Below are 23227 nucleotides of genomic sequence, written 5' to 3'. Positions count from 1 at the left end.
ATCCCGGGAAACTCGGCTCCCGCGCGTTGACATCGGTATGACCTGTGTCACAGCATGGGCCTGGCCCGGTACTTACCGGTCGGTAATGTGTCCTCGGTGTGGAGGCCCATGTGTCGCGTGCTGTGTCCAGGTTCCGCCGTCCGCTCACCCTGCTCACCGGGGCGGCGCTGCTCGCCCCGCTGGCCCTGACGGCCACTCCGTCCGCGTCGGCGGCGGACCAGTACACCGTCACCCCATTGGAGTTCACCGTGCGGGCCGGCGACAGGTCCTGCACCGTCGACGCCGACCTCTACCGCCCGGCCGGAGCCGACGCGCGGCACCCGGCCCCGGCCGTCCTCGCCACCAACGGCTTCGGCGGCAGCAAGGACGACGGCTCCACCGACGTCATCGGCAGGTCCTTCGCCGAACGCGGATACGTCTCCCTCGTCTACTCCGGCCTGGGCTTCGGGAAGTCCGGCTGCCTCATCACGCTCGACGACCCCGCGATCGACGGCAAGGCGGCCTCCGGGCTCATCGACTTCCTCGCCGGCACACGCGCCGCCGACGACGGGACCAAGGCCGACTACGTGACCTCGGACGCACCGGGCGACCCGGTGGTCGGGATGATCGGCGGCTCGTACGGCGGGGCCATCCAGATGGCGACCGCGTCCGCCGACCACCGGGTGGACGCACTCGTCCCTCTGATCACCTGGAACGACCTGGCGTACTCGCTCGCCCCCAACAGCACCGGGGCGGCCCGGGGGGTCTCCTCCGGCACGCCCGGTGTCTTCAAGTGGCAGTGGACCAACGGCTTCTACCTGATGGGCGAGGGCCAGCCCCTGCTGGTCCCGAGCCTCGACCCGTCGCGGTTCGGCAGCCTCGGCTGCCTGCACTTCGCCGCGAAGGCGTGCGACACCATCCGCCTCCTGAACTCCGGCCGCTACCCCGCCGCCGCGACCCAGGAGATGCTCACGTACGCGCGGAGCGTCTCACCGGCCTCCTACCTGTCAGGTGTCACCGCGCCCACGCTGCTCGTCCAGGGGCAGGCCGACAGCCTGTTCGACCTCAACGAGGCCACGGCCAGCTACCGCGCGCTGAAGGCCCAGGGCACCACGACGAAGATGATCTGGCAGGCCTGGGGCCACAGCGGCGGGCAGGTGCCCGGCGAACTCGACCTCTCCACGGGCAATCTGGAGACCAGTTACGTCGGGCAGCGGATCCTCGCCTGGTTCGACCGCTACCTCCACCACGACGAGGACACCTCCACCGGACCCGAGTTCGCCTACTACCGCGACTGGGCGAGCGGCTACGGGACGGCCGCCGCCGTCCCCGGGGCGTCCCGCACGATGTACCTGTCCGGTGACGGCGCACTGGTGGACAGCCGTTCGGAGGTCACCCGTGGCAGCCGCCAGTACACCAACTGGCTCCTGCCGACCAGCCACTCGGAGAGCTCCCTCGCCGGAATCATCGGGCTCCCCGACCCCGCGCCGTACGACACCAAGGGCACCCACCTCGGCTGGACCAGCGCCCCGCTGACGGACCCCGTCGATGTCGTCGGCGCGCCGAAGGCGACCCTGAAGGTCGTCTCGCCCAAGGCGGAGCGGGTCCAGGACAGCGGCGACGCCGCGGACAAGCTCGTCCTCTTCGCGAAGGTGTACGACGTGGCACCCGACGGGACCCAGGAACTGGTCAACCGCCTGGTCGCCCCGGTGCGCGTCCCCGACGTCACCCGCCCCTTCACCGTCGAGCTGCCCGGCATCGTGCACCGGTACGAGGCCGGGCACCGGCTGCGGTTCGTGATCGCCGGGAGTGACACGGCGTACTTCGGCAACCGAGGCGTCAAACCGGTCACCGTCGTCAGCGCCCCCCAGGACACCGGCGTCCTGGAACTCCCCGTGGTCGGCTGACCCTCACCCGAACGGCCCTGCTCCACAGCTCCCCGGACCCGGGACGGAGTCATCCTGAGGTCCGGGGACCGCCGTTCCCCGGCCTCGGCACCAGGACCCAGGGAGGGCGGCTCATGAGCCCCAAGGACGTATCCAGCGGTAACACGAGTGCCTTCACGCCGGCCCGGATCGCCGTCACCGTGCTGGCGGTGCTGACGATCGTCTTCATCTGCGTGAACACCGGGGACGTCACCATCCGCGTCATCATCCCCAAGGTCACCATGCCGCTCTGGGCGGCTCTGCTGGGGGTCTTCGTGGCCGGCGGGCTCTGCGGGGCCTATCTCTTCCGCAGGCGTGCCGCCCGGTAATCCGCCGTCCGCGCTCCCTCGACGCCGCTCCCCGGGCCCGGTCCGCACCCGGCTTCCCGCCTGAACGGTGGCGCCGGGGGTACGCGCGGGTCATCACCCGCCACGGGCGTGCCGGGCGGCGGCGGAGAGGACACGGACGTGCGGACTGTCGGAGTCGAGGAAGAGCTCCTGCTCGTCGACGCGGAGAGCGGCGACCCCCGGACGCTGTCGACGGCGGTGCTGGCCCTGGCGGAACGCCGGGCCGAGGGCGACTCCGTCTTCGAGTCGGAACTGCACGACCAGCAGCTGGAGTTCGGCACCGAGCCGCGCGAGGTGATGGCGGACCTGGCCGAGGAGATACGCCGCTGGCGGGCCGAGGCGGCCCGCAGCGCGTCGGAGGTGGGCGCCGCCGTGGCCGCTCTCGCCACCTCTCCGATGCCGGTCGGCCCCTCCATCGGGGAGGACGAGCGGTACCGCTGGCTGGCGGAGCGCTTCGGCCTGACCGCGCAGGAGCAGCTGACCTGTGGCTGCCATGTGCATGTGTCGGTGGAGTCGGACGAGGAGGGCGTCGCCGTACTGGACCGGGTGCGGCCGTGGCTGCCGGTCCTGCTGGCCCTGAGTGCGAACTCCCCCTTCTGGCACGGCCAGGACACGGGGTACGACGGCTACCGCAGCAGGGTCTGGGGCCGCTGGCCCTCGGCCGGCCCGGTGGAGGTGTTCGGCTCCGCGGACCGCTACCACGAGCAGGTCCGGACGATGGTCGACACGGGAGTCCTGCGCGACAAGGGGATGATCTACTTCGACGCGCGCCTCTCGCACCGCTACCCCACCGTGGAGGTCAGGGTGGCGGACGTCTGCCTGGACCCGGCCGACACCGTGCTGCTCGCCACGCTCGTACGCGGTCTGGTCGAAACGGCGTCACGCGCCTGGCGGGCCGGCGGCTCACCGGACCCCACGTCGGTGAGTGTGCTGCGGATGGCTTCCTGGCAGGCCGCTCGCTCGGGTCTGGAGGGGCGGCTGATCCATCCGCTCACCCTGCGGCCCGAGCCCGCGGCGGACGTCGCGCACGCGCTGCTCACCCACGTGGGTGACGCCTTGGAGGACAGCGGGGACCTCGTGGAGGCCGAGAAGGCGCTGCACACGGTGCTGAAGCGGGGAACGGGCTCCCGGGTCCAGCGTGACCTGCTCGCGGACTCGGACAGCCTCCGGACCGTCGTCACCGAGTGCGCCGCCAGGACGCTCGGCGGCTGACCCGGCGCGGGGCCCGCCGGCCGCACGGCCACCCGGCGATGCGCCCGAGGACTGCACGTCGACCGCCTCGGACAGACGCCCGGCACGGACACCGGCGGCCGCACCGGCGGATCGTCCGGCTCCGGCGGCGGTCCGGGCGGCGCCACGAGCACCTCCAGGCCCGGTGCCGATCCGGCGAACACGGCGAAGGCCCTCGGCCGCGGCCTGGGCTCCTTCCCGGGCCGGACGCTCACGCCCGGCCCGGCCGCGGCGATCGGCCCGCGGTACGCGAAGAGCGGACTCCGGCGGCTCGCCCGGCGGTCTGGTTCCCCGGCGGGACTTCGGGTCTCCCCATCGCTCGACGGCAGGCATCCGTGGAGGCGCGACGGCTGTGGGCGCGCCCGCGACGAGGGCAGTGGTGGCGGCTGCCACGAGGTCCGCGAACCGAGGTGGTCGTCGTTTTCCGCTTGTGGCGCGGTGCCGTTCGTCGGGACCATCTCCGCATGTTCGAGTTGCTCCCCGAAGTCGGTCTCCGGCTCCCCGGCGGTGCCGGCACCCTCCGCCTCGGCATGGACGAGCGCACCGCCCAGTGGGCCGTCGCCACCGTCGCGGACGTTCGCGACGGCTGGGTCTGTGGTGCCCGCTGGGCCTTCGGTGCGCAGTACCGGGGCCTGACGCTCGAGGCATACGGCGACACCGCGGACCGCCGCGGCCGGTACCAGGACACCCGTGGCCTTGCCGGCATCAGCCTCACCCGCGACCCCTTCACGCTCACCGGGCCGTCTGCCTGTCCAGTCGTCCTCCGCGGCGTCAACCTCTTCGGCCACCCGGCCGCCGAGGTTTCGGACGCCCTCGGCGACAGCCTGCCCCCGATGCTCCGGCTCGGCGGCGACGGCCCCTTCCTCGCCACCGTGTCGCTCCGCGCGGAGCGCGTACCTGCCGCGAGCTGATCACGGCGGCGAGCCGGATCGTTCCGGTCCGCGGACGGTCCTGGGATCCCCCGCAGCCGTGGGGCAGCGTGTCCAGCATCCGCGAACTCCCGGAAAAGGGGAGACATCCTCCGGCCAGGGCGGTGAGGATGGCCGTATGCGTACTCGTGTCGTGCTTGACGCCCCGTCGAATCTCGGGCTCCGGCCCCCCGCCCCCGGCACCGTCCCCGGCTGCTACAAACTCGCCGGCGCACTCCGTGAGCAGCGCGTCGTGCAGCGGCTCGGGGCACTGGAGGGCGGTGTCGTCGTGCCGCCGCGCTACGACCTGGGTGACTGGCAGGAGGGCGACGGCGTCTTCAACGCCGAAGCCATCGCCCGCTACACCCGGACGCTCGCCGACCGCATCGAAGGGCACGTCAGGGCGGGTGAGTTCCCGGTCGTCCTCGGCGGCGACTGCTCCATCCAGCTGGGCGCCGCTCTCGCCCTGCGGCGCATCGGCCGGTACGGGCTCGCCGCCATCGACGGGTCGGCGGACTTCAGGCACCCGGGCAACAGCGACCGGATCGGTGCCGCGGGCGGGGAGGAGCTGGCGCTCTCCACCGGGCGGGGTCAGGCCGGCCTCACCGACCTGGAAGGGCTGCGGCCCTATCTCAAGGACGAGGACATCCGCCTCTTCGGCATGCGTGACGGCGACGAGGACCGCGCCGAGATGACCGCCCTGAGGATCTCCAACGCCACTGTGGGGGAGATCAGGGAATGGGGGCCGGCGGACATCGCGCGTGCCGTCGTGCAGACCCTGGAAGTCCCCGTCCTCGACGGCTTCTGGGTCCATCTGGACGCCGACGTGCTCGACCCGAGCGTCATGCCCGCCGTCGACAGCCCGGACGACGGCGGTCTGTTCCCCGATGAACTCGCCACGCTGCTGCGCACCCTCGTGCGGTCACCCCGCTGCGTGGGGCTCAACGTCACGATCTACGACCCCGACCTGGACCCCGAGGGCACGGCCGGCGCCCTCCTCGCCGACCTCGTCGTCGACGCCTTCGCCGAGGAGGGGCCGGAGACACCGGCCGGGTGACCGTCCGGTCGGCGCTCCCGTCGGCGCCCGAACCACACCGGCCAGGCCGGACCTGCCCGTCCACGTCCACGAGGTGAGCGGGCCCCGGCTCCGGCCGGCCACCGTCAGGCGGACGCGTTCCGGTCGACGTACTCGAAGACCGAGCCGTCCGGGTGCAGGGCGATGAGGTTGCGGCCCACGGGGGTGGGCACCGGGCCCGCGATGACCGTCGCACCCACCCTGGTCAGCGCCGCGTTGGCCTCGTCGACGTCCTTGACCGCGATCGTCGCCGACACCTTGCGCAGCACCTCCAGCTCCGACTCGGGGCCGCTCATCAGCAGAAAGCAGCCGATGGCGGCCACCGAGACCCCACCGCGTTCGAAGCGCAGCGCCGGAGTGCTGGTCAGCCCCTCGTAGAAGGCCACCGAGGCCTCCAGGTCGTCGACGCAGATTCGCAGCGTGGTTCCCAGGATCTCCATGCCCACGAGGGTAGTTGCCGACCCGGCGCGATGTGATCGGTTCCTGCTGCGACCCCTGGATCAGACCCGGGACGGGACCCGGCAGAGCAGCTCGCCGTGCGGCACCATGAACCAGGCGTCGGGCTCCTCGCCCCAGGCGCGCCAGGCCTCCGAGGCCGCCGTCAGCTGCTCCGGGCTCGCGTGCCCGCCGTCCACCGCCAGCTTCGCGTACGCCGAGGCGGTCGTGCGGTCCGCCCACAGCCCGCTCCACCACGCGCGGTTCTCCGGGGTGGCGAAGCACCAGGCGGCCGCAGTCGGGGTGATGTCGGTGAAGCCTGCCTGCTGGGCCCAGGACAGCAGCCGGCGGCCGGCGTCGGGCTCACCGCCGTTGGCGCGGGCCACCCGGCGGTACAGCTCCAGCCACTCCGGCATCCCGGGCACCTCCGGGTACCAGGTCATCGCCGCGTAGTCGCTGTCGCGGACCGCGACCACGCCGCCGGGCCGGCAGACGCGCCCCATCTCGCGCAGCGCCTGCACCGGGTCACCCACGTGCTGGAGGACCTGGTGGGCGTGGACGATGTCGAAGGAGTCGTCGGGGAAGTCCAGGTAATGGACGTCCGCCACGGTGAACTCCACGTTCTCCAGACCGCGTTCGGCGAAGGTGTCCGCCGCGCGGTCCAGGACGCCGCGGCTGGTGTCGACCGCCGTCACCCGGCCGGGCGCCACCAGCGCGGCGATGTCCGCGGTGATGGTGCCCGGTCCGCAGCCGACGTCCAGAACCGCCTGGCCCGGTCGGAGTTCGGCGATGAGATAGGCGGCCGAGTTGGCGGCGGTCCGCCACTGGTGCGAGCGCAGAACCGACTCGTGGTGGCCGTGTGTGTAGACGGCGGTTTCCTTCGGCATGGCCGTACGTCCTCTCTCGGACCTCAGTCGCGGGCGATGGGCCAAAGGTACGTCGCGATGTCGGATTCTGAGATGGGCGTCTTGTGATGTGGACAGACCTACACCGGCATCGGGCAGTACACCGTCAGCGCCTCGGGCAGCTTGTCGATCAGCAACTCCTTTCCGGAGTGCGCGACTTCGCCGTCGTAGGCATACGGAGTGCCCGGCGTGAGACCGGCGAGCCGGACCCTGCGGCGCCGTACGGCCGCATGGACGGGTGACCGGGTGAGCGGCCCGGCGATCGCCGCGGCGAGCAGTCGGAGTCCGGGGGTCCGGCCGCCGTGGACCACGCGTACGTCCAGCAGGCCGTCCGCCAGGTTGTGCCGGCGGCCCGGTGCGGGCCCCACCCGCTGGAACAGTCCGTTGCCGACGAAGAGGAGCCACAACGGCCGCCGCCTGCCCTGGAGTTCGGCGGTCAGAGGGCGGGCGCCGCGCAGTGCCTCGAAGGCCGCGAGCACGCCCGCGGGCCAGCCGCCGATCCTCGGCGCCCAGTGCTCGCGGGTCCGTACCAGCTCCGGGTACACACCCAGGCTGAAGGCGTTGAGGAAGTATCCGTGCGCCCCGCCCGGTCCCTGCGGGCCCGGCCGGAAGCGGCCCAGGTCGACGCGGACCGCGTCGCCGGCGGTCAGGGCCGTGACGGTGTCGTGCACGGTCTCGATGCCGAGGTCGTAGGCGAAGTGGTTGAGGGTGCCGCCGGGGAACACGGCGAGCGGCAGGCCGTGGGTCGCCGCGACGGCCGCGGCCATGTTGACGGTGCCGTCGCCCCCGCACACGCCCAGCGCCTTGCCCTGTCGTGCGGCCTTCTCCATGCATCCCGACAGGTCGGCGGGTGCGCACTCCACCGTCTCCGCGAGCGGAAGCGCGTCGCGGATCATGGCCGCCGCCGCGGTCGCGGAGCCGGACTCCCGGTTGACGACCACCACCAGATCCTGGCCGGCCGGCAGGGCCGGGGCCTCTGCGGGCGGCCGGCCGGGGGCGGGCAGCTGTCCACGGGTCGGTACGACGCCGCGCAGGGCGAACGCCGCTCCCACGCCGAGCGCCGCACCGGCCACGACATCGCTCGGATAGTGGACGCCGGTGTAGACGCGTGACGCGGCCACGGCCAGGGCGACCGGGGCGACGACCGCTCCCCAGCCCTTCGACTCCAGGGCGACACCCGTCGCGAAGGCCGCGGCGGACGCCGCGTGCCCTGACGGGAAGGAGGTGGTGAACGGCTGGCGCTTCAGCTGCCTTATGACCGGAACCAGGTCCACTATCGGGCGCTCCCTGCGGACGGCCCCCTTGCCCACGGTGTTGATCGCGGCCGAGGCCACGGCCAGTGAGGCCACCCCGCGCAGTGCCGCCCTGCGGGACCGCGCGCTGGAGCCCAGCGCCGCCATCCCCGCGGCGGCCCCGAACCACAGCAGGCCGTGGTTGGCGCTGCGGCTCAGCCGTGGCAGGACGGGCTCGGCGCCGGGCCAGTGTCTTTCGGCCACACGCTGGAACACGGCGAGATCGCGCTGGTGGAACCAGGCCCGCAAGGGGCCGGGGGACGGGAGACTGCTGGTTGTCGACATGGGACAGCGAATACCCTGCGACCGGGCGGTGAACCAGGAGGCGCGCGGAAGACGCTCGGTCCAATTCCGGCCGGAGCTGGAAAGGGTTGCGATCGAATCACGCAGATTGTCACGATTTGCCACCCTGGGGCCCGTTCCGTGGTGCCGTGGACATTGCCCGGACAAGTTCCCTGCCGTTAGCCTGCGTTCGTGATTCCGGCCATTGGCCGGAGTGTCGAACGAGATTGGCGGGCGATCATGGGGCGACTCGTCCCTGCGGTGACCAGGGCGCTGGATGTTCTCGAACTCTTCCTCCAGGGCGAGGGAACCCTTTCCGCCCCCGAGGTCACGCGCGGGCTCCAACTGCCGCGGACCACTGTCCACGAACTGCTCACCACGCTCGCCGCACGGTCCTACCTGGTGACGGTCCCCGAGCAGCCGGGCCGCTACCGGCTGGGCGTGCGCACCTACCAGCTGGGCAGCCGCTACGCCGAACAGCTCGACCTCGCGGCCGAGGGCCAGCAGGTCGCCCGTGAGGTCGCCGAGACCTGCGGCGAGACCGTCCACGTGGCGATCCTGGAGGACGCCGAGGTGATCTACATCGCCAAGGTGGACTCCACCCACGCCGTCCGCATGGTCTCGGCCGCCGGCCGCAAGCTGCCCGCCCACTGCACCTCCGTCGGCAAGCTGCTGCTCGCCGCGCTTCCGGAGGCGGAGCTCGACGCCCGCCTCGACGGGCGCGAGCTCATCGCCATGACCGACAACAGCCTCACCGACCCCGCGGAGCTGCGGGCCGCGCTCGCCGTCGTACGCAAGCGGGGCATAGCGGTCGAGCACCGGGAGTCGAATCCCGATGTGAGCTGTGTGGCCGCGCCCGTCCGGGACCGGTCCGGGAGGGTCGTCGCCGCGCTCTCCATCTCCGTGCCGATGATCCGCTGGAGCGAGGAGCGCGAGGCGGAACTCGCGCAGCTCGCCGCGGGCGGCGCCGACGCGCTGTCCGGCCGGCTGGGACACCACCGGAGTCAGATATGAGCCCGTTCCCCGGGGTGGACGTCGCCGTGCGCGAGCACGCGGAACTGGGGGAAGGGCCTACCTGGGACCCCGCCGCGGGGCGGCTGATCTGGGTCGACATCCTCTCCGCCCGCGTCCACACCTACGACCCCTCGACCGGCCGCCGTACGGTCATGGCCACCGGCCAGCACGTGGGGGCGGCGAAGCCGCGGGCCGGAGGCGGCCTGGTGGTCGTCCTGAGGGACGGCACGGGTCTGTACGACGCCGACGGCGCCTTCTCCTGGCTGGTCCACGAACCCGTACCCGGGCGGCGCGGAAACGACGCGGCCGTGGCCCAGGACGGCGCGCTCTGGGCGGGCACCATGCGCTACGACGAGGCGGACGGGGGCGGCACCCTGTCCCGCATAGCCCCGGACGGCACGGTGAGCCGTGTCCAGGAGACGGTGACGGTCAGCAACGGCACCGGATGGAGCCCGGACGGCCGGCTGATGTACTACGTCGACACCCCCACGCGGCGCGTCGACGTCTTCGACGTGGAAGGGGAGCGCGTCCTGAACCGGCGCCTCTTCGCCGCCGTCGAGCAGGGTCCCGGGTGGCCGGACGGGCTGACGGTGGACGCCGAGGGCTGTGTGTGGGTCGCCTTCTGGGACGGTGCGGCGGTGCGGCGCTACACCCCCGACGGCCGGCTGGACAGGGTCGTGGAGCTGCCGGTCCGGCGGCCCACGGCGTGCGCCTTCGGCGGGCCCGGTCTGCGCGACCTGTACGTCTCCACCGCCCGGACGGGCCTGGAGGCCCCCCATCCGCTGTCGGGCTCCCTGCTCGTCCTGCCGGACGCGGGGCAGGGACTGCCGGGGGCGCCGTTCGCCGGATGAGCGCCCGGGGACGCGATGCGTATTTCTGCCGCCTTCCGGAGCCGGTGCGCGGGCGGACCCCGGGGAACCTCCGTATAAAGGGCCCTGAGGGCTACGCAGGCGGAGGGAGGCCCCGGGATGCACGGGAGTGAGCGGACGCGGCCCCACCCCCTCGGGGAGGACCACGGCCCGGTACGGTACGGGCCGCCCGCCCCGGACCCCGGTCTGCCGGCTCTGCCCGAACTCGTCGGCGTGCTGGCCGCGTCCGCCGCGCGTACCCACCCCGAGCCGCCGGGTGGCGGAACGATCCTGCGGGAGGCGGCCTGCGGCTACTGGGGGCGTCGGGGCCTGCACGGGGGCCCCGAGGGCGTCGCGGCGGCCCCCGGCGCCCAGCCCCTGATCCTCGCGCTGATCGCCGCGCACGGCGGCGATGTGCTCATGCCGCGGCCCTGCCCCGCCGCGTGGATGCCGCAGGCCCGGCTGCTGGGCAGGCCCGCCTACCATGTGCCGACGCCCGCCGAGTGCGGCGGCATCCCGGACCCGTACGCCCTGCTGGAGACCGTACGCAGGGTGCGTGCCGAGGGCGGCAGGCCCCGGTTGCTCCTGCTCTCCGTGGCCGACGACCCGACCGCGACCCTCGCACCGCCGGAACTCGTGCGTGAGACGTGTGAGGCCGCGGTCTCCGAAGGGCTGCACATCGTCAGCGACGAGACCTGGCGCGACACCCTGCACCGGCCGCACGACACCGTCCTGCTGAGCCCCGCCGAGATGTGTCCCGACGACGTCACCGTCCTGTCCGACCTCGCGGGGGCGCTCACCCCGTCCGCATGGCCGGTCGCCGTCGCGCGCTTCCCGGCCACCGGGCCTGCCGCCGCGCGCCGCGCCCGGGTGCTCGACGTCCTCACCGCGCTCGGCGCCCTCGTCGCGGAACCGGTCGCCAGGGCCGCCGCCCACGCACTGGGCGAACCCGAGGCCGTCACGGCCAGGATCCGGCAGGCGGCCCGCCTCCAGGCCCAGGTGGCCTCCGCGGCGCACCGGGCGGTGCTCACCGCCGGCGCACTGGCCAGGCCCCCGCAGGCCGGACGCCATCTCTACGCCGACCTCGGCCCGCTGCGCACCCGGCTGGCCGCCCGGGGCGTCGCGGACTCCATGGAGCTGGAGGAGTACCTGACGAAGCGGCTCGGCGCCCCCGCTCCCGGGGGACACCGCTTCGGTGACGAACTGGGCGCGCTGCGGGTGCGGCTGAGCACCGGACCGCTGCTCGGCTCAACCCCGGAGCAGCAGATGGAGTCCCTCACTGCGGTGGAGCCCTTGAAATTGCCCCATGTCGCCCGAGCACTGAGCATTTTCGCAGCAGCCCTCGATGAACTCCGATGACAGGAGCCTCTCGATGACGGAACAGACCGAGCGTCCGCTCGCCGGAGCCGGCCACGCGCCTCCGGGGCGTCCCGCCACCGCGCCGCGCCGTCTCGGCGAGCTCCGGACCTGGCCCCGCACCTTCGCCGACCGGCTCACCGCCCCGCTCCCGGGTGTCAGGGGCATGACCCGTCTGGCCAGGGAGCGCGCCCTCCGGCCCAATGCCGAGGGGCTCCGCGGGATCCACCGGCTGCCGTACGCACCCCAGCCGCTGCCCGTCGTCGGCACGGACACCATGGCCGTCACCTGGGCCGGACACGCCAGCTGGATCGTCCGCATCGGCGGACTCACGGTCCTCACGGACCCGGTCTGGTCGCGGCGCATCCTCGGCACCCCCGCGAGGATCACCCCCGTCGGTGTCCCCTGGGAGGAACTGCCGCACATCGACGCGGTGCTGATCAGCCACAACCACTACGACCACCTCGACGCCCCCACGCTCCGCAGGCTCCCCAGGGACACCCCCCTCCTCGTCCCCGCGGGCCTCGGCCGCTGGTGCCGGCGCCGCCGCTTCACCTGCGTCACCGAGCTCGACTGGTGGGAATCGGCGGAACTGGGCGGGGTCCGCTTCGACTTCGTCCCCTCCCACCACTGGTCCAAGCGCACCCTCCTGGACACCTGCCGGTCCCTCTGGGGTGGCTGGGTGCTCGGCGACGCACGGGGGCGGCGGCTCTACTTCGCGGGGGACACCGGCTACGGCCACTGGTTCGAGGAGATCGGCCGCCGCTATCCGGGCCTGGACCTGGCCATCCTGCCGATCGGGGCGTACGAACCGCGCTGGTGGCTCTCGGACGTGCACACCGACCCCGAAGAGGCCGTGCAGGCGTACGAGGATCTCGGGGCCCGCGCCATGGCCCCGATGCACTGGGCGACGTTCGTGCTCTCCGCCGAACCGGTGCTCGAACCGCTGACCCGGCTCCGTACCGCCTGGCAGCGCGCCGGACACCCGCGCGCCGACCTCTGGGACCTGCCGGTCGGCGGCTCACGTGTCCTGGAAGCCTGACCCGGCCGTGTCCCGCCCGCGCACCGGCCCCTCAGCCGGCCATGCGCGCCCGGAGCCGCCGCCAGAGCGCCGGAGTCCCGCTGATCAGCAGCGTCAGCACCACCGCCGCGAGCACGCCCTCCCACGGCTCGGCGAACAGCGAGCCGCCCAGGATCCCGATCAGCTGGTACGTCGCCGCCCAGGCCAGACAGGCGGGCACGTCGCCACGGGCGAACTGCTTCAGCGGCATCCTGCCGAGCAGACAGGCCAGCATCACCGGTATGCGCCCGGCCGGTACCAGCCGGGACAGCACCAGCACCATCGTGTCGTGCTCGTCCAGCTTCCTCTGCGCCTGCGCCAGCCGCTCCGGGGCGGCCCGGCGGGTGATCGCCTCCAGCCACTTCGAACCGTTCCTGGACCGCACACCGCGCTGCCCCAGCCAGTAGAGGCATATGTCCCCGAGGAACGCCGCGCAGGACGCCACGGCGAAGACCACGAGCAGGGCGAACGGTGACGTCTGGTGCAACGTCACCACGGCAGCCGTGCTCACCAGCGCCCCCGTCGGCACCACCGGCACCAACGCCCCCACCGCCACGAGCAGGAACAGCGTCGGGTAGCCGACGGCCTGCTGCGTCGACTCCGTCGGCAGCTGCCGCAGGACCTCGTCTATCACCTACGGGCCTCCGGTCTCACATGCTCGCCGTGCCCCAGCCGGTGCACCGCCACTTCCGGTGCCACCCGCGCCGCCTGCCGCACGAACTCGTCGCCCGGCGAGTGGAACTCGTGCGGCCGGACCCCGTCCATCCCGATCGGCCAGTACGTGCCGTAGTGCACGGGGACCGCCGAGCGCGGCTCCAGCATCGTCAGCACCTGCGCCGCGCGGGTCGCGTCCAGATGGTGGTGGCCCAGATTGGGCCCCCAGCCGCCGACCGGCAGCAGCGCGACGTCCACCGGCCCGACCACCTCGGCCATGTCGTCGAACAGGCCGGTGTCCCCGGCGAAGTAGGTACGGGCCTCACCCTCGACGACGTACCCGAGGGCGGGCACCCGGTGCGGGCCGACCGGCAGGCGGCGTCCGTCGTGCAGGGCGGGGACCGCGCGGACCAGGACCTCGCCGACCCGTACGACGTCCCCGGGCCCGACCTCGGTGACGCGCAGCCCGCGGACCCGGCGCAGCCGCCGGAGGCCGGGAACGGCCCCGACGGCGCCTCGGGGCACGATCAGCAGGCTGCCGGGGACGAGACGGGCCAGGGAGGGGAGATGCAGATGGTCGGAGTGCAGGTGGGAGATCAGCACCGCGTCGGCGACCGCGGCCTCCGGAGGCGGGACCTCGCCCCGGCGGCGGCGCAGGTGCGCGAAACGCCGCGCGAACAACGGGTCGGTCAGTACCCGGACCCCGGTGTCCTCGATCGTGCAGGTGGCATGACCCCACCAGGTGACCTCCACCGCCCCGCCTCCTCATCCGTGGCTGCGCCGTTCCCGTACGAGGGTAGGCGCTCCGCACCCGTCCCATCCCCGCGTGCTCCTTCACGCCGGTTCCGGCACGGCTGCGGACGGTTACGGAGTGCTACGGCAGGGGTAGGGTCGGGGCCAGTATCCGAGTACGGGGGGATCCGTTCATGGGCGACGTCGTCGCGGACGTACGGGTGGCGGCCATCGCCAGTCTCACACCGCTGGAAGAGCTCGACGGCGACCCCTTCCTCGTCGACACCCGCAGCCAGCACGCCATGTGCGCCCGCTGGGCCGCGGACCGGGGATACGTCGTCACCCGCCAGCTCCGCGTCTACGGGCTGCGCCCCGACCATCGCGCCCTGTGGCCGGCCGCCGAGGGCGGGCAGGTCGAGGTGTTCGTGGCGCCCAACGACCGGGTGCTCGCGCGGGCGCTCTCCTCTGCGGGGGACTTCGCCGCGGAGTGCGAGCGCCGTGGCGTCCGTCTGGAGTTCGCCGGCCTGGAGGAGCCCGTCTACACGGCGCGCACGAAGGCGAGCGTCCACCGCAGGCTCTCCATGCCGACCGCGGGGTACGACGGCTGCTGACCCCCGCGGAGCGACCGGGGGCCCGAAAGGTCCCGAAAGGGCTGTGAAAGGCTTGATGCGGGCCCATGACGAGCACCGGGCCCGGACGTGAGGTGGAACGGCGTGAGTGACGGGCGATGGCGTGCGGCGGGGGGAACCCTCATACGTGTGGTCTCGGTGTGGGCCGTCTCCACCCTCACCCTGCTGGCACTCGCGGGGATCCTGCCCGACTTCCAGCTCCAGGCCGACGACGGCGACACCGTCACGAGGACCGCGTTCACCGCTGCCTGGGGCGCGGGGGCCTTCGGTCTGCTCTCCGCCCTGGTGTGGCCCGTGCTCGTCAGAGCGCTGCTGATCGTGCCCGCGCTCGTGCTGGGCGCCCTGGTCTTCTTCCTGAACGGCTCACTGCTGCTGATCGCCCTGCGCCTCATCCCGGACGGGCGGGGGGACGCCGCTCCGGAGACCGCCGTCGTCGTGGCGGCCGTCATGTCCGCCGTGGCCTCCGCGACCTCCACCGCTCTCGCGGTGCGCGACGACGACGCCTACCGGCGCAGGCTCTCCCGGCTCGCCGACCGGCGCCGCAGACGCAGCGGTACGCCGCTGAGCGCCGACGGAGGGCGAGGCGGCGCGCCCGGCATCGTGTTCGTCCAGCTCGACGGCGTGGGCCACGACGTCCTGGAACAGGCCGCGGCCGACGGCCTCATGCCGACCGTGGCCGGTCTGCTCGCCGACGAGGCGGGCCACCGGCTCACCCCGTGGACGACCGACTGGTCCAGCCAGACCGGCGCGAGCCAGCTCGGCATCCTGCACGGCAGCAACTTCGACGTCCCGGCGTTCCGCTGGTTCGAGAAGGAGACCGGCACCGCCATGGTCTCCAGCAGACCGGCGAGCGCCCTCGAACTCCAGCGCAGGGCCATCGCCCGCACCCATGACGGCGGCCTGCTCACCGTCGACGGAGCCAGCCGGGGCAACCTCTTCAGCGGCGGAGCCGACCAGCTCGCCCTGGTCCTGTCGATGGCCGCCCGGCTGGGCAAGGGGAGCCGCTCCCGGGCCGGCTACTTCGCCTACTTCTCCGACCCGGCCAACGCCGTCCGCACCGCCCTGTCCTTCGTCGCCGAGGTGGGCCGCGAGATCGGCCAGTCGGTCCGCGCACGGGTGCGGAAGGAGTCCCCCCGGGTGAAGCGCGGCGGGCTCTACCCCTTCATCAGGGCGTTCGCGACCGTCGTGGAACGCGACGTGGTGGTCGCGGCGGTGATCGGTGACATGTTCGCGGGGCGCACCGCCGTCTACGCCGACCTGGTCGCCTACGACGAGGTGGCCCACCACTCCGGGCCGCACAGCAGGGACGCCGAGAAGGTCCTCTCACGCCTCGACCGTTCGCTCGGCCTCATCATGAAGATCGCCGACCACACCCCGCGCGGCTACCGGATCGTGCTGCTGTCCGACCACGGGCAGAGCCCCGGCGAGACCTTCGCGGGGCGGTACGGCCTCACGCTCAAGGACCTCGTACGGGCCGGCTGCGGACTGCCCGTACCCCGCCGGGCGCAGCGCACCCGCAGTGCCTCCGAGGCCCGGGACGCCGTCCGCATCGCGCTGCACAGGCCGGTCGCGGGGGAGCGGGACGCGGAACACCCCAAAGCCTCCGACCCCGTCGTGCTGGCCTCGGGGAACCTGGGGCTGCTGTCGTTCCCGGACATAGAGGGACGGGCCTCGCGGGAGCAGCTCGACCGCCGCTACCCGGCCCTGCTCGGCACGCTGGCCGCCCATCCCGGGATCGGCTTCCTGCTCGTACGGAGCGAGAAGCACGGCTCGGTGGTGCTCGGACGGGACGGGGCGCAGGTCCCGGTGTCCGAGCTGACGGACGGGGAAGGGCCGATCGCCGTCTTCGGGGCCGGCGCGGCGGACGCGGTGCGGCGTACGGACACCTTCCCGCACGTAGCGGATGTCATGGTCAACTCGATGTACGACCCCGAGACCGGCCAGGTGCACGCCTTCGAGGAGCAGATCGGCTCGCACGGCGGGCTCGGCGGCGAGCAGTCACGGCCGTTCCTGCTCTGGCCCCGGACGCTGACGGACCCGCTCGACGCCATGGCGGCGGAGGCGCCGCGGGGCACTTCTCCGGCCGGTCCCGCGGGGGTGCCTCCGGCCGGCCCGGTGGGGGCGGAGGCCGTGCACCGGGTGCTGGCGCGCTGGCTGCGGGAGCTCTCCGGGCCTCAGGTGCCGCTCCAGCAGGAGGGGGCCGCCGGGGCGGTGCGCGCGGACGGGCCCTACCTCGACGAGTCCTCTCCGATCGAGGGCGCCGACGCCGAGACCACCGGTGAGCCGGTCCGCACCGACGGGCCGGTCCGTGCGGCCGAACCGCTCCGCTCCCTCACCGGCCCCGACGACGCCGCACCCGGCCCGCACGTGTGAACGGGCGCCGTGCCCGGCCCGCACGTGTGAACGGCGCCGTGCGTCAGGCGGACGCGCGACGCACCAGCGTCGGATGGAAGACCACGGACGGTGCCGGCCCGTCACCGGGCTTGCCGATCTGTTTCAGGAGGAGCCGGGCCATCTCGGACGCCATCTCCTCCACCGGCTGACGCACGGTCGTCAGCGGCGGATCGCACGCCACGGCCGCGTTGCTGTCGTCGAAGCCCACCACGGCCACGTCCCCGGGCACCTCCCTGCCCGCCCGCAGGAGTACCGGCAGAGCGCCCAGCGCCATGAGGTCGGATGCGATGAACACTCCGTCCAGATCAGGCCGTTCACGCAGCAGCTGCCGCATGGCCGAAGCGCCGCCGGCGTGGGTGAAGCCGCCCTCCGCGGTCACCACGTCCCCGATGCCGTGCTGTTCGAGCGCGTCCAGGAAGCCGGTCAGGCGCACCTGCCCCGCGGGCATGTCCTGCGGGCCCGCCACCGTCCCGATGCGCCGCCTCCCCAGGGCCGCCAGATGCTCGGCGGCCATCTGGGCCCCGGCCCGCTGGTCCGCCTCGACGTAGGTGAGGGGCGAGTGCAGACGGGGACGGCCCGCCAGCACGGCGGGCAGCCGTGTGTCGTGGAGCAGGCCGGGCAGCGGGTCGTCGGCGTGCGAGGAGATCAGCACGACCCCGTCGACGTGCCCCTGGCGCAGGTACGACAGCAACTGCCCGCGGGACGCCTCGTCGTCGGCCAGCATCAGCACCATCTGGATGCCGGCGGGGCGCAGTACGTCCATCAGCCCGGCGACCACGCGCCCGAAGTGGGGGTCGGAGAACATCCGGCCTATGAACGGCTCGGACACCGGGCGGCGTTCGCGCTCGGACACGACCAGGGCGACCGAGTCGGTCCGCCGGGTCACGAGCGAACGCGCCGCACGGTTGGGGACGTAGCCCGTGGCGGCCACCGCTTCCTCCACCACGCGACGCAGGGCCGGGTCCACCGTGGTCGCGCCGTTGATCACGCGGGACACGGTGGCCCGGGAGACGCCCGCCACCGCGGCCACGTCCTCCAAGGTGGCGGGGCGTACGGGCGGTGAGACGTCGGCAGTCATGGAGTCTTTATACCGGGTGATCCGACGGGCATGCGAAGGGTTCCGGCACGTCAGCGGCCCTGCCCGCGCACAACGCCGTCAGCGCGGCCAGTTGCTTCCCGCGCGCGGCCACCAGGGCCCGCGCCCGCTCCCTGGCCTCCGCCTCGCCCCCGGCGGCCCTTTCGGAGCGCGAGACCTGCTCCGACTGGCGCAGATGGCCGTGGATCCCGGTCACGAGCAGTGCGTCGAACGCGGTGCCCTCGGCGGCACGGGCGCGTGCGAGGTCCTCGGCCGTCACCATGCCCGGCATGTCGTGTCCCTCGTGCAGGTCGGTGTCCGGCAGCCCCATCCGCTTCCTCAGCCCCCGCAGCGCGTCCAGTTCGGCGGCCTGAGCGGTCCGCAGGCCCGCGGCCCAGGACCGCAGCCGTGCGTCGGTCGCCTTGCGGGCCGCGAGGTCCAGGAGGGCAAGGGCCTGTTCGTCCATCGGAATCATCAACTGGACCCAGGCGGCGTCCGTCGGGTCCGCGGAGGGCGCGGGCCCGGCCGTCGTGCGGGGCGGACCGGACCCTGGATCCGCCCGTTGTTCCCCTTGGCCGGCGCACGCGGTCAGGAGGGCGGGCAGGAGGAGCATTGCGGTGATGCGACGAGCCGCCATCGGCAGGTGGTCCTTGCGCGGGGGCGCCCGCCCGGGCCCTGCGGGCCGGACGGGCGCTGTCGGACAGGTGGATGACGTGCTGCTGTCAGGGAGTGCCGTCGGCACCGCACTTGATGATCGCGTTGATGCAGTCGCGCACCCGCTGTGCCATCTCGGCCTCGGGCCACACGTTGAAGAAGTCACCGTGCATCGTGTAACCGCGCCCCGAGGCGAGCCGTAGTCGTGCCGGGTCACCGTTGACCGGATAGCGCAGCACCTGGCGCAGTTTGGGAACCGGGACCGGATGGGTCGAGGGGCACGCCCCGCCGACCGGATAGGCCATGTGGCTCTTGTGGTCCGCCGAGTCGAGATCGGTGCCGTTCCAGCACTGCGGGAAGTCCAGATAGCTCTCCATCATGGAGCCCGCCGGACAGTTGACGAAGTCGTGGGACGGGTTGACCTCGCCGTGGTGCAGGCAGGACCAGCGGGAGATGGTGTTGTCGTCGGGACCGGTCGCCTTGGCGTTGCCCGCCACGATGCGCAGCCCGCGGGGGAACGGCTTGATCGTCCGGATGATGTCGTCCCGCACCCCCTCGCCGAGGTAGTAGAAGGTGGTGCCGGTCGGCTCCACCTCCTTGTCGCCGTCGTACAGGGTGGGAACCCAGTACGAGGAGAGGTCGGTCGAGGGCGAGCAGCTGGTGCCCGCCTTCTCCAGCGAGGCCAGGTCGGAGTGGGCGTCGGTCGAATCGTTGCCGAAGAAGCTGTGCATGTGCGAGGCACCGGGCAGATTCGGCAGCACGATCGGGTCGTCGGGGGCACGGTGCGTGTAGGGGCACTCCGCGAGGAACTCGGCGACCCTGACCACGTCGGCGGCTGCCTCCGGCCCGGATCGCGGGGACCGGTCGCCGGCCGCGTTGCCCGAGCCGGCCTGGATGAGGGACAGGGCCAGTGCGGCGGCCGCCAGCCCCGCGACACGGTAGCGCCAAGGTGGCAGGGAGCGGCCCCCGCGGCGTTCGCTTGTGCGTCTCTTGAGGAAGAGCACGGCACTCCTGTTCTGAGGAAGTGGGGTTCCTCTGGCCGGTTGTCCGACCAGGGTAGAGAGCGCTCTCTCAGTGAACGTAGAAGTGTGACCAAGACATGTCAAGACTGTGGGAAGTGCCTTCATTTACCTACCTTTTGAACGAAGTTGGAGCGGTGGGTTGCGGGAGAGCGCTCTCCTGAAGGCAGGGGCGGGTGAGAGCCGGAGGGCGTTGTCAGTGGGGGGAGGCAGGATGGTGGCCATGACGACGAACCCAGCTGGTGTGCTCGCCGATACCGCCTCCTACGCCGCCGCGGTCGAGGAGGCGAAGCGCGCTGCCGCCGCGTACTACACCGCAGGTGAGAGCAGGCTCGACGACGACGCGTACGACCGGCTGGTGCGGGGGATCGCGGCCTACGAGGAGGAGCATCCGCAGGAGGTGCTCGACGCCTCGCCCACCGGGAAGGTCGCGGGCGGGGCGGCGTCGGGGGACGTGCCGCACACCGTCCCGATGCTCTCGCTCGACAACGTCTTCTCCGCCGAGCAGTTCGTCACGTGGACCGCGTCCGTGGAGCGGCGGATAGGCAGACCCGTCGCCGCCTGGAGCGTGGAACCCAAGCTCGACGGCCTCGCTGTCGCCGCCCGCTATCAGCGGGGCCGCCTCGACCGGCTGATCACCCGCGGAGACGGGACGGCCGGGGAGGACGTCTCGCACGCGATCGGCACGGTGCTCGGGCTGCCCGAGCGGCTGGGCGCCCCCGTCACCCTCGAGGTGCGCGGCGAGATCCTCATGACCAACGACCAGTTCGAGCGGGCCAACGCGGCGCGCACGGAGCACGGTGCGGCACCCTTCGCCAACCCGCGCAACGGCGCGGCCGGCACGCTGCGGGCCAAGGACCGTCCGTACAGGGTGGAGATGACCTTCTTCGCCTACGGGGCGCTCGCGCTCCCGGACTCCGGTGAGCTGACGGCCACTCTGGCCGCCCTCCCGCACAGCGAGGTCCTCGAGTACGCCGCCGGGCTCGGCGTGCACACGGCGGCGGACACCGCGGTCGCCCCGCGCACCGTCACCACGATCGCGGAGGTGCAGGCCGGGGTCGAGGACATCGCCGCTCTGCGGCCCTCGCTGCAGTTCGGGATCGACGGCATCGTGATCAAGGCGGACCTGGCGGCGGACCAGCGCGACGCGGGATCCGGGACGCGGGCCCCGCGCTGGGCCATCGCCTACAAGCTGCCGGCCGTCGAGAAGGTGACCCGGCTGCTGGGCGTCGAATGGAACGTCGGCAGGACCGGGATCATCGCCCCGCGCGCCGTACTGGAGCCCGTCGAGATCGACGGATCCACCGTCGGCTACGCCACGCTGCACAATCCGGCCGACATCACCCGTCGCGACCTGCGCCTGGGTGACCAGGTGATGGTCTACAAGGCCGGCGACATCATCCCCCGTATCGAGGCCCCCGTGGCGCATCTGCGCACCGGTGAGGAGAAGCCGATCGAATTCCCCGAGGCCTGCCCCCAGTGCGGCTCGGCGATCGACACGAGCGAGCAGCGCTGGCGCTGCACCCGGGGGCGCGACTGCCGCCTTGTGGCCTCCGTCTCCTACGCGGCGGGTCGCGACCAGCTCGACATCGAGGGACTTGGTGCCACCCGGGTCGTCCAGCTCGTCGACGCGGGCCTCGTCCAGGACTTCGCCGATCTCTTCACGCTGGACCGGGACCAGTTGCTCTCCCTGGAGCGGATGGGGGAGACGTCCACGGACAATCTGCTGGCGGCGTTCGAGACCGCCAGGACCCGGCCGCTGTCCCGGGTGTTCTGCGCCCTCGGCGTGCGCGGCACGGGCCGTTCCATGTCCCGGAGGATCGCACGGTACTTCGCCTCGATGGACCGGATCGTCGCAGCCGACGCGGAGGAGTTGCAGCGGGTCGACGGCATCGGCAAGGAGAAGGCGGCGGCGGTCGTCAAGGAGCTGGAGGAGCTGGCGCCCCTGATCGGCAAGCTGGTGGCCGCCGGGGTCAACATGACGGAGCCCGGCGCGACCCCGCCGCCGGAGCCCGGAGCCGAGCCCGAGGCCGGTGCCGAGGGCGAGGATGCGGCCGGGCTGCCGCTCGCCGGTATGACCGTCGTGGTCACCGGGGCGATGACCGGAGCTCTGGAGAAGCTCTCGCGCAATCAGATGAACGAGCTGATCGAGCGGGCCGGCGGGAAGTCCTCCTCCAGCGTCTCCAAGCGCACGAGTCTGCTCGTAGCCGGGGAGAAGGCCGGATCCAAGCGGACCAAGGCAGAGGATCTGGGAGTCCGGATAGCCGCCCCCGAGGAATTCGCGGAGCTCGTCGAGGCTCACCTTGCCTCGGAGGCATGAAGGCCGCACGCGGGCGCAGTCCTCGGAATGACCAAGGCTATGGCCTTTCCTGACCTTGTATTGCATAGTGAGGTTTCGATCGTGCCTTGCTATCGGTAGTTCGGTGTGTGGTGGAGGACGGGAAGGCGGGGACCGATGCGTTCTGCGCGTGAGGGGCGGCTCCACGGCCGGCGGTTCCTCCACCGGCGGCCGGACGCCCGAACCGGTGAGCGCCACCGCCCCGGTCCCACCCGGGTGCTGGCCATCGACCTGGGCAGCTCCGGGACCCGCGCCTGGGTCCCGGAGCAGGGCCTGGTCCCCGGCGGGCCGGCGCACGGGGAGGCCGGCACCTCCCGGCCGGTCCGCCGTGGACGCATCGTCGACGCGGAGTCCTGCGCGGGAGCGCTGAACCGCCTCGCCGACCTGGCGCTGGGACCGCACCGGCAGGACAGCGTGATCGTGCTGAGCCGTCCGGTCCTGGCCGGACAGGAGCATCGCGCATCGGCGAGGGAAGTCCTCGCCGCTCTTGGCCCGTCCGACGGGGTGGTGATCGACAGCGCCAGTGCCGCCGCCGCGTGTGCGGGAGGGCCGGACGGCGGTCCCGTCCTGGTCGTCGACATGGGAGCCGAACTGACCGAGGTCGCCCTGCTCGTCGACGGAGCGGTCGTCGACGCCCGCCAGGCCGAGGCGGGACTCAGCGACTTCGAAGCGTCCTCACTGCCGGCCGCGACTGTACGGAACGTCCTCGGTATGGTCACGGCCATGTGGCGTGAGGACCGGTACGGCGCGGTACGCGGGGCGTTGCGCCGCGGCCCCGTGCTCACCGGCGGGGGAGCACTCCGGAGCGATGTCACCGGCAGGATCGCCGCCCACCTCGGTGTGCGGGTGCGCGTCGACCGTGACCCGGCGACCGCTGTCGTCCGGGGTGCCGCGCTGATCCTGGACTCCGTCCTGGGTGCCGCCGGTGCGGGTGCGGTGCCGGTCGTCCCGGTCCGGCTGAGGTGAGCCCCCTCCCGGGCGCCTCCCGGGGGAACGCGCCCCGCGGGGAGCGGCGCGACACATCGCCGCACCATGTGCGGCACCTCCTGGCCGGGCTGCTCCTGGCCGTCCTGGCA

The 23227-nt window shown here is 72.9% G+C and carries 21 protein-coding genes; 13 read left to right on the top strand and 8 right to left on the bottom strand.

The window, feature by feature from the left end:
• The first annotated feature begins 98 nt into the window (after nucleotides 1-98).
• From ACIRJR_RS17270 to ACIRJR_RS17250, 5 genes are all read left to right on the top strand, one after another.
• Nucleotides 99-1886: a CocE/NonD family hydrolase gene (locus ACIRJR_RS17270; RefSeq protein WP_403780730.1), complete on the top strand. Its 1788-nt coding sequence runs from the start codon at nucleotides 99-101 to the stop codon at nucleotides 1884-1886.
• A 113-nt stretch (nucleotides 1887-1999) separates the two neighbouring features.
• Complete coding sequence (locus ACIRJR_RS17265) at nucleotides 2000-2233, top strand: DUF1049 domain-containing protein (RefSeq protein WP_403780727.1); 234 nt, start codon at nucleotides 2000-2002, stop codon at nucleotides 2231-2233.
• Between the two features lie 138 nt (nucleotides 2234-2371).
• On the top strand, nucleotides 2372-3463 hold the full coding sequence (locus ACIRJR_RS17260) for a glutamate--cysteine ligase (protein WP_403780723.1): 1092 nt from the start codon (nucleotides 2372-2374) through the stop codon (nucleotides 3461-3463).
• 482 nt (nucleotides 3464-3945) lie between these two features.
• Nucleotides 3946-4392, top strand: a complete 447-nt coding sequence (locus ACIRJR_RS17255; protein ID WP_403780720.1) for a hypothetical protein — start codon at nucleotides 3946-3948, stop codon at nucleotides 4390-4392.
• Between the two features lie 136 nt (nucleotides 4393-4528).
• A complete protein-coding gene (locus tag ACIRJR_RS17250; protein ID WP_403780717.1) occupies nucleotides 4529-5446 on the top strand; it encodes an arginase family protein in 918 nt (305 codons plus the stop codon).
• A gap of 104 nt (nucleotides 5447-5550) precedes the next feature.
• Here ACIRJR_RS17250 and ACIRJR_RS17245 read toward each other — a convergent pair whose 3' ends face one another.
• The 3 genes from ACIRJR_RS17245 to ACIRJR_RS17235 all read right to left on the bottom strand — a co-directional run bounded on the left by ACIRJR_RS17245 (nucleotide 5551) and on the right by ACIRJR_RS17235 (nucleotide 8381).
• Entirely contained in the window at nucleotides 5551-5904 is a 354-nt protein-coding gene (locus ACIRJR_RS17245) for a VOC family protein (RefSeq protein ID WP_403780714.1), read from the bottom strand.
• Between the two features lie 60 nt (nucleotides 5905-5964).
• Nucleotides 5965-6786, bottom strand: a complete 822-nt coding sequence (locus ACIRJR_RS17240) for a methyltransferase domain-containing protein (RefSeq protein WP_403780711.1) — start codon at nucleotides 6784-6786, stop codon at nucleotides 5965-5967.
• Nucleotides 6787-6884: 98 nt separating this feature from the next.
• A complete protein-coding gene (locus ACIRJR_RS17235; protein WP_403780708.1) occupies nucleotides 6885-8381 on the bottom strand; it encodes a bifunctional phosphatase PAP2/diacylglycerol kinase family protein in 1497 nt (498 codons plus the stop codon).
• A 237-nt stretch (nucleotides 8382-8618) separates the two neighbouring features.
• Here ACIRJR_RS17235 and ACIRJR_RS17230 point away from each other — a divergent pair, with 237 nt between their 5' ends.
• The 4 genes from ACIRJR_RS17230 to ACIRJR_RS17215 all read left to right on the top strand — a co-directional run bounded on the left by ACIRJR_RS17230 (nucleotide 8619) and on the right by ACIRJR_RS17215 (nucleotide 12638).
• Entirely contained in the window at nucleotides 8619-9392 is a 774-nt protein-coding gene (locus tag ACIRJR_RS17230) for an IclR family transcriptional regulator (RefSeq protein ID WP_403780705.1), read from the top strand.
• Entirely contained in the window at nucleotides 9389-10243 is an 855-nt protein-coding gene (locus ACIRJR_RS17225; protein ID WP_403780702.1) for an SMP-30/gluconolactonase/LRE family protein, read from the top strand. Before ACIRJR_RS17230 ends, ACIRJR_RS17225 begins: the two co-directional genes overlap by 4 nt.
• Before the next feature lie 117 nt (nucleotides 10244-10360).
• Nucleotides 10361-11599 carry a pyridoxal phosphate-dependent aminotransferase gene (locus ACIRJR_RS17220; protein WP_403780699.1) on the top strand — a complete coding sequence of 413 codons (1239 nt, stop codon included), beginning with the start codon at nucleotides 10361-10363 and terminating at the stop codon, nucleotides 11597-11599.
• 13 nt (nucleotides 11600-11612) lie between these two features.
• Complete coding sequence (locus ACIRJR_RS17215) at nucleotides 11613-12638, top strand: MBL fold metallo-hydrolase (protein WP_403780696.1); 1026 nt, start codon at nucleotides 11613-11615, stop codon at nucleotides 12636-12638.
• A 31-nt stretch (nucleotides 12639-12669) separates the two neighbouring features.
• On the opposite strand, the gene ACIRJR_RS17210 is transcribed toward ACIRJR_RS17215, so the two are convergent.
• Complete coding sequence (locus tag ACIRJR_RS17210; protein WP_403780693.1) at nucleotides 12670-13290, bottom strand: DedA family protein; 621 nt, start codon at nucleotides 13288-13290, stop codon at nucleotides 12670-12672.
• A complete protein-coding gene (locus ACIRJR_RS17205) occupies nucleotides 13287-14063 on the bottom strand; it encodes an MBL fold metallo-hydrolase (protein ID WP_403780690.1) in 777 nt (258 codons plus the stop codon). The genes ACIRJR_RS17210 and ACIRJR_RS17205 overlap by 4 nt, the downstream gene beginning before the upstream one ends.
• A 173-nt stretch (nucleotides 14064-14236) precedes the next feature.
• Between ACIRJR_RS17205 and ACIRJR_RS17200 the strand changes: the two genes are divergently transcribed.
• Nucleotides 14237-14653, top strand: coding sequence for a hypothetical protein (locus tag ACIRJR_RS17200; RefSeq protein ID WP_403780687.1), 417 nt, complete (start codon nucleotides 14237-14239; stop codon nucleotides 14651-14653).
• 102 nt (nucleotides 14654-14755) lie between these two features.
• The gene (locus ACIRJR_RS17195; RefSeq protein ID WP_403780684.1) at nucleotides 14756-17044 is read left to right on the top strand and encodes an alkaline phosphatase family protein; all 2289 of its coding nucleotides are present in this window, start codon (nucleotides 14756-14758) and stop codon (nucleotides 17042-17044) included.
• Between the two features lie 43 nt (nucleotides 17045-17087).
• On the opposite strand, the gene ACIRJR_RS17190 is transcribed toward ACIRJR_RS17195, so the two are convergent.
• From ACIRJR_RS17190 to ACIRJR_RS17180, 3 genes are all read right to left on the bottom strand, one after another.
• The gene (locus ACIRJR_RS17190) at nucleotides 17088-18143 is read right to left on the bottom strand and encodes a LacI family DNA-binding transcriptional regulator (RefSeq protein WP_403780681.1); all 1056 of its coding nucleotides are present in this window, start codon (nucleotides 18141-18143) and stop codon (nucleotides 17088-17090) included.
• A 7-nt stretch (nucleotides 18144-18150) separates the two neighbouring features.
• Nucleotides 18151-18777, bottom strand: a complete 627-nt coding sequence (locus ACIRJR_RS17185) for a DUF305 domain-containing protein (RefSeq protein WP_403780678.1) — start codon at nucleotides 18775-18777, stop codon at nucleotides 18151-18153.
• Between the two features lie 85 nt (nucleotides 18778-18862).
• Nucleotides 18863-19798: a DUF1996 domain-containing protein gene (locus ACIRJR_RS17180; protein WP_403780675.1), complete on the bottom strand. Its 936-nt coding sequence runs from the start codon at nucleotides 19796-19798 to the stop codon at nucleotides 18863-18865.
• A gap of 238 nt (nucleotides 19799-20036) precedes the next feature.
• On the opposite strand from ACIRJR_RS17180, the gene ligA reads away from it, so the two are divergent.
• Nucleotides 20037-22133, top strand: coding sequence for an NAD-dependent DNA ligase LigA (gene ligA, locus ACIRJR_RS17175; RefSeq protein WP_403780672.1), 2097 nt, complete (start codon nucleotides 20037-20039; stop codon nucleotides 22131-22133).
• 135 nt (nucleotides 22134-22268) lie between these two features.
• Nucleotides 22269-23117 carry a rod shape-determining protein gene (locus tag ACIRJR_RS17170; RefSeq protein WP_403780669.1) on the top strand — a complete coding sequence of 283 codons (849 nt, stop codon included), beginning with the start codon at nucleotides 22269-22271 and terminating at the stop codon, nucleotides 23115-23117.
• The last annotated feature ends 110 nt before the right edge of the window (nucleotides 23118-23227 follow it).

Origin of the sequence: Streptomyces sp. NPDC102402 (assembly GCF_044765765.1) — a bacterium.
Lineage (GTDB): Bacteria > Actinomycetota > Actinomycetes > Streptomycetales > Streptomycetaceae > Streptomyces.
This window is presented reverse-complemented; position numbering and strand designations above follow the sequence as displayed.

Bases quoted from the DNA above. Each gene is read 5' to 3' on its own strand.
- ACIRJR_RS17265 (WP_403780727.1), top strand. From the start codon at position 2,000: ATGAGCCCCAAGGACGTATCCAGCGGTAACACGAGTGCCTTCACGCCG.
- ACIRJR_RS17255 (WP_403780720.1), top strand. From the start codon at position 3,946: ATGTTCGAGTTGCTCCCCGAAGTCGGTCTCCGGCTCCCCGGCGGTGCC.
- ACIRJR_RS17250 (WP_403780717.1), top strand. From the start codon at position 4,529: ATGCGTACTCGTGTCGTGCTTGACGCCCCGTCGAATCTCGGGCTCCGG.
- ACIRJR_RS17245 (WP_403780714.1), bottom strand. From the start codon at position 5,904: ATGGAGATCCTGGGAACCACGCTGCGAATCTGCGTCGACGACCTGGAG.
- ACIRJR_RS17240 (WP_403780711.1), bottom strand. From the start codon at position 6,786: ATGCCGAAGGAAACCGCCGTCTACACACACGGCCACCACGAGTCGGTT.
- ACIRJR_RS17235 (WP_403780708.1), bottom strand. From the start codon at position 8,381: ATGTCGACAACCAGCAGTCTCCCGTCCCCCGGCCCCTTGCGGGCCTGG.
- ACIRJR_RS17230 (WP_403780705.1), top strand. From the start codon at position 8,619: ATGGGGCGACTCGTCCCTGCGGTGACCAGGGCGCTGGATGTTCTCGAA.
- ACIRJR_RS17225 (WP_403780702.1), top strand. From the start codon at position 9,389: ATGAGCCCGTTCCCCGGGGTGGACGTCGCCGTGCGCGAGCACGCGGAA.
- ACIRJR_RS17220 (WP_403780699.1), top strand. From the start codon at position 10,361: ATGCACGGGAGTGAGCGGACGCGGCCCCACCCCCTCGGGGAGGACCAC.
- ACIRJR_RS17215 (WP_403780696.1), top strand. From the start codon at position 11,613: ATGACGGAACAGACCGAGCGTCCGCTCGCCGGAGCCGGCCACGCGCCT.
- ACIRJR_RS17200 (WP_403780687.1), top strand. From the start codon at position 14,237: ATGGGCGACGTCGTCGCGGACGTACGGGTGGCGGCCATCGCCAGTCTC.
- ACIRJR_RS17190 (WP_403780681.1), bottom strand. From the start codon at position 18,143: ATGACTGCCGACGTCTCACCGCCCGTACGCCCCGCCACCTTGGAGGAC.
- ACIRJR_RS17185 (WP_403780678.1), bottom strand. From the start codon at position 18,777: ATGGCGGCTCGTCGCATCACCGCAATGCTCCTCCTGCCCGCCCTCCTG.
- ligA (WP_403780672.1), top strand. From the start codon at position 20,037: ATGACGACGAACCCAGCTGGTGTGCTCGCCGATACCGCCTCCTACGCC.
- ACIRJR_RS17170 (WP_403780669.1), top strand. From the start codon at position 22,269: ATGCGTTCTGCGCGTGAGGGGCGGCTCCACGGCCGGCGGTTCCTCCAC.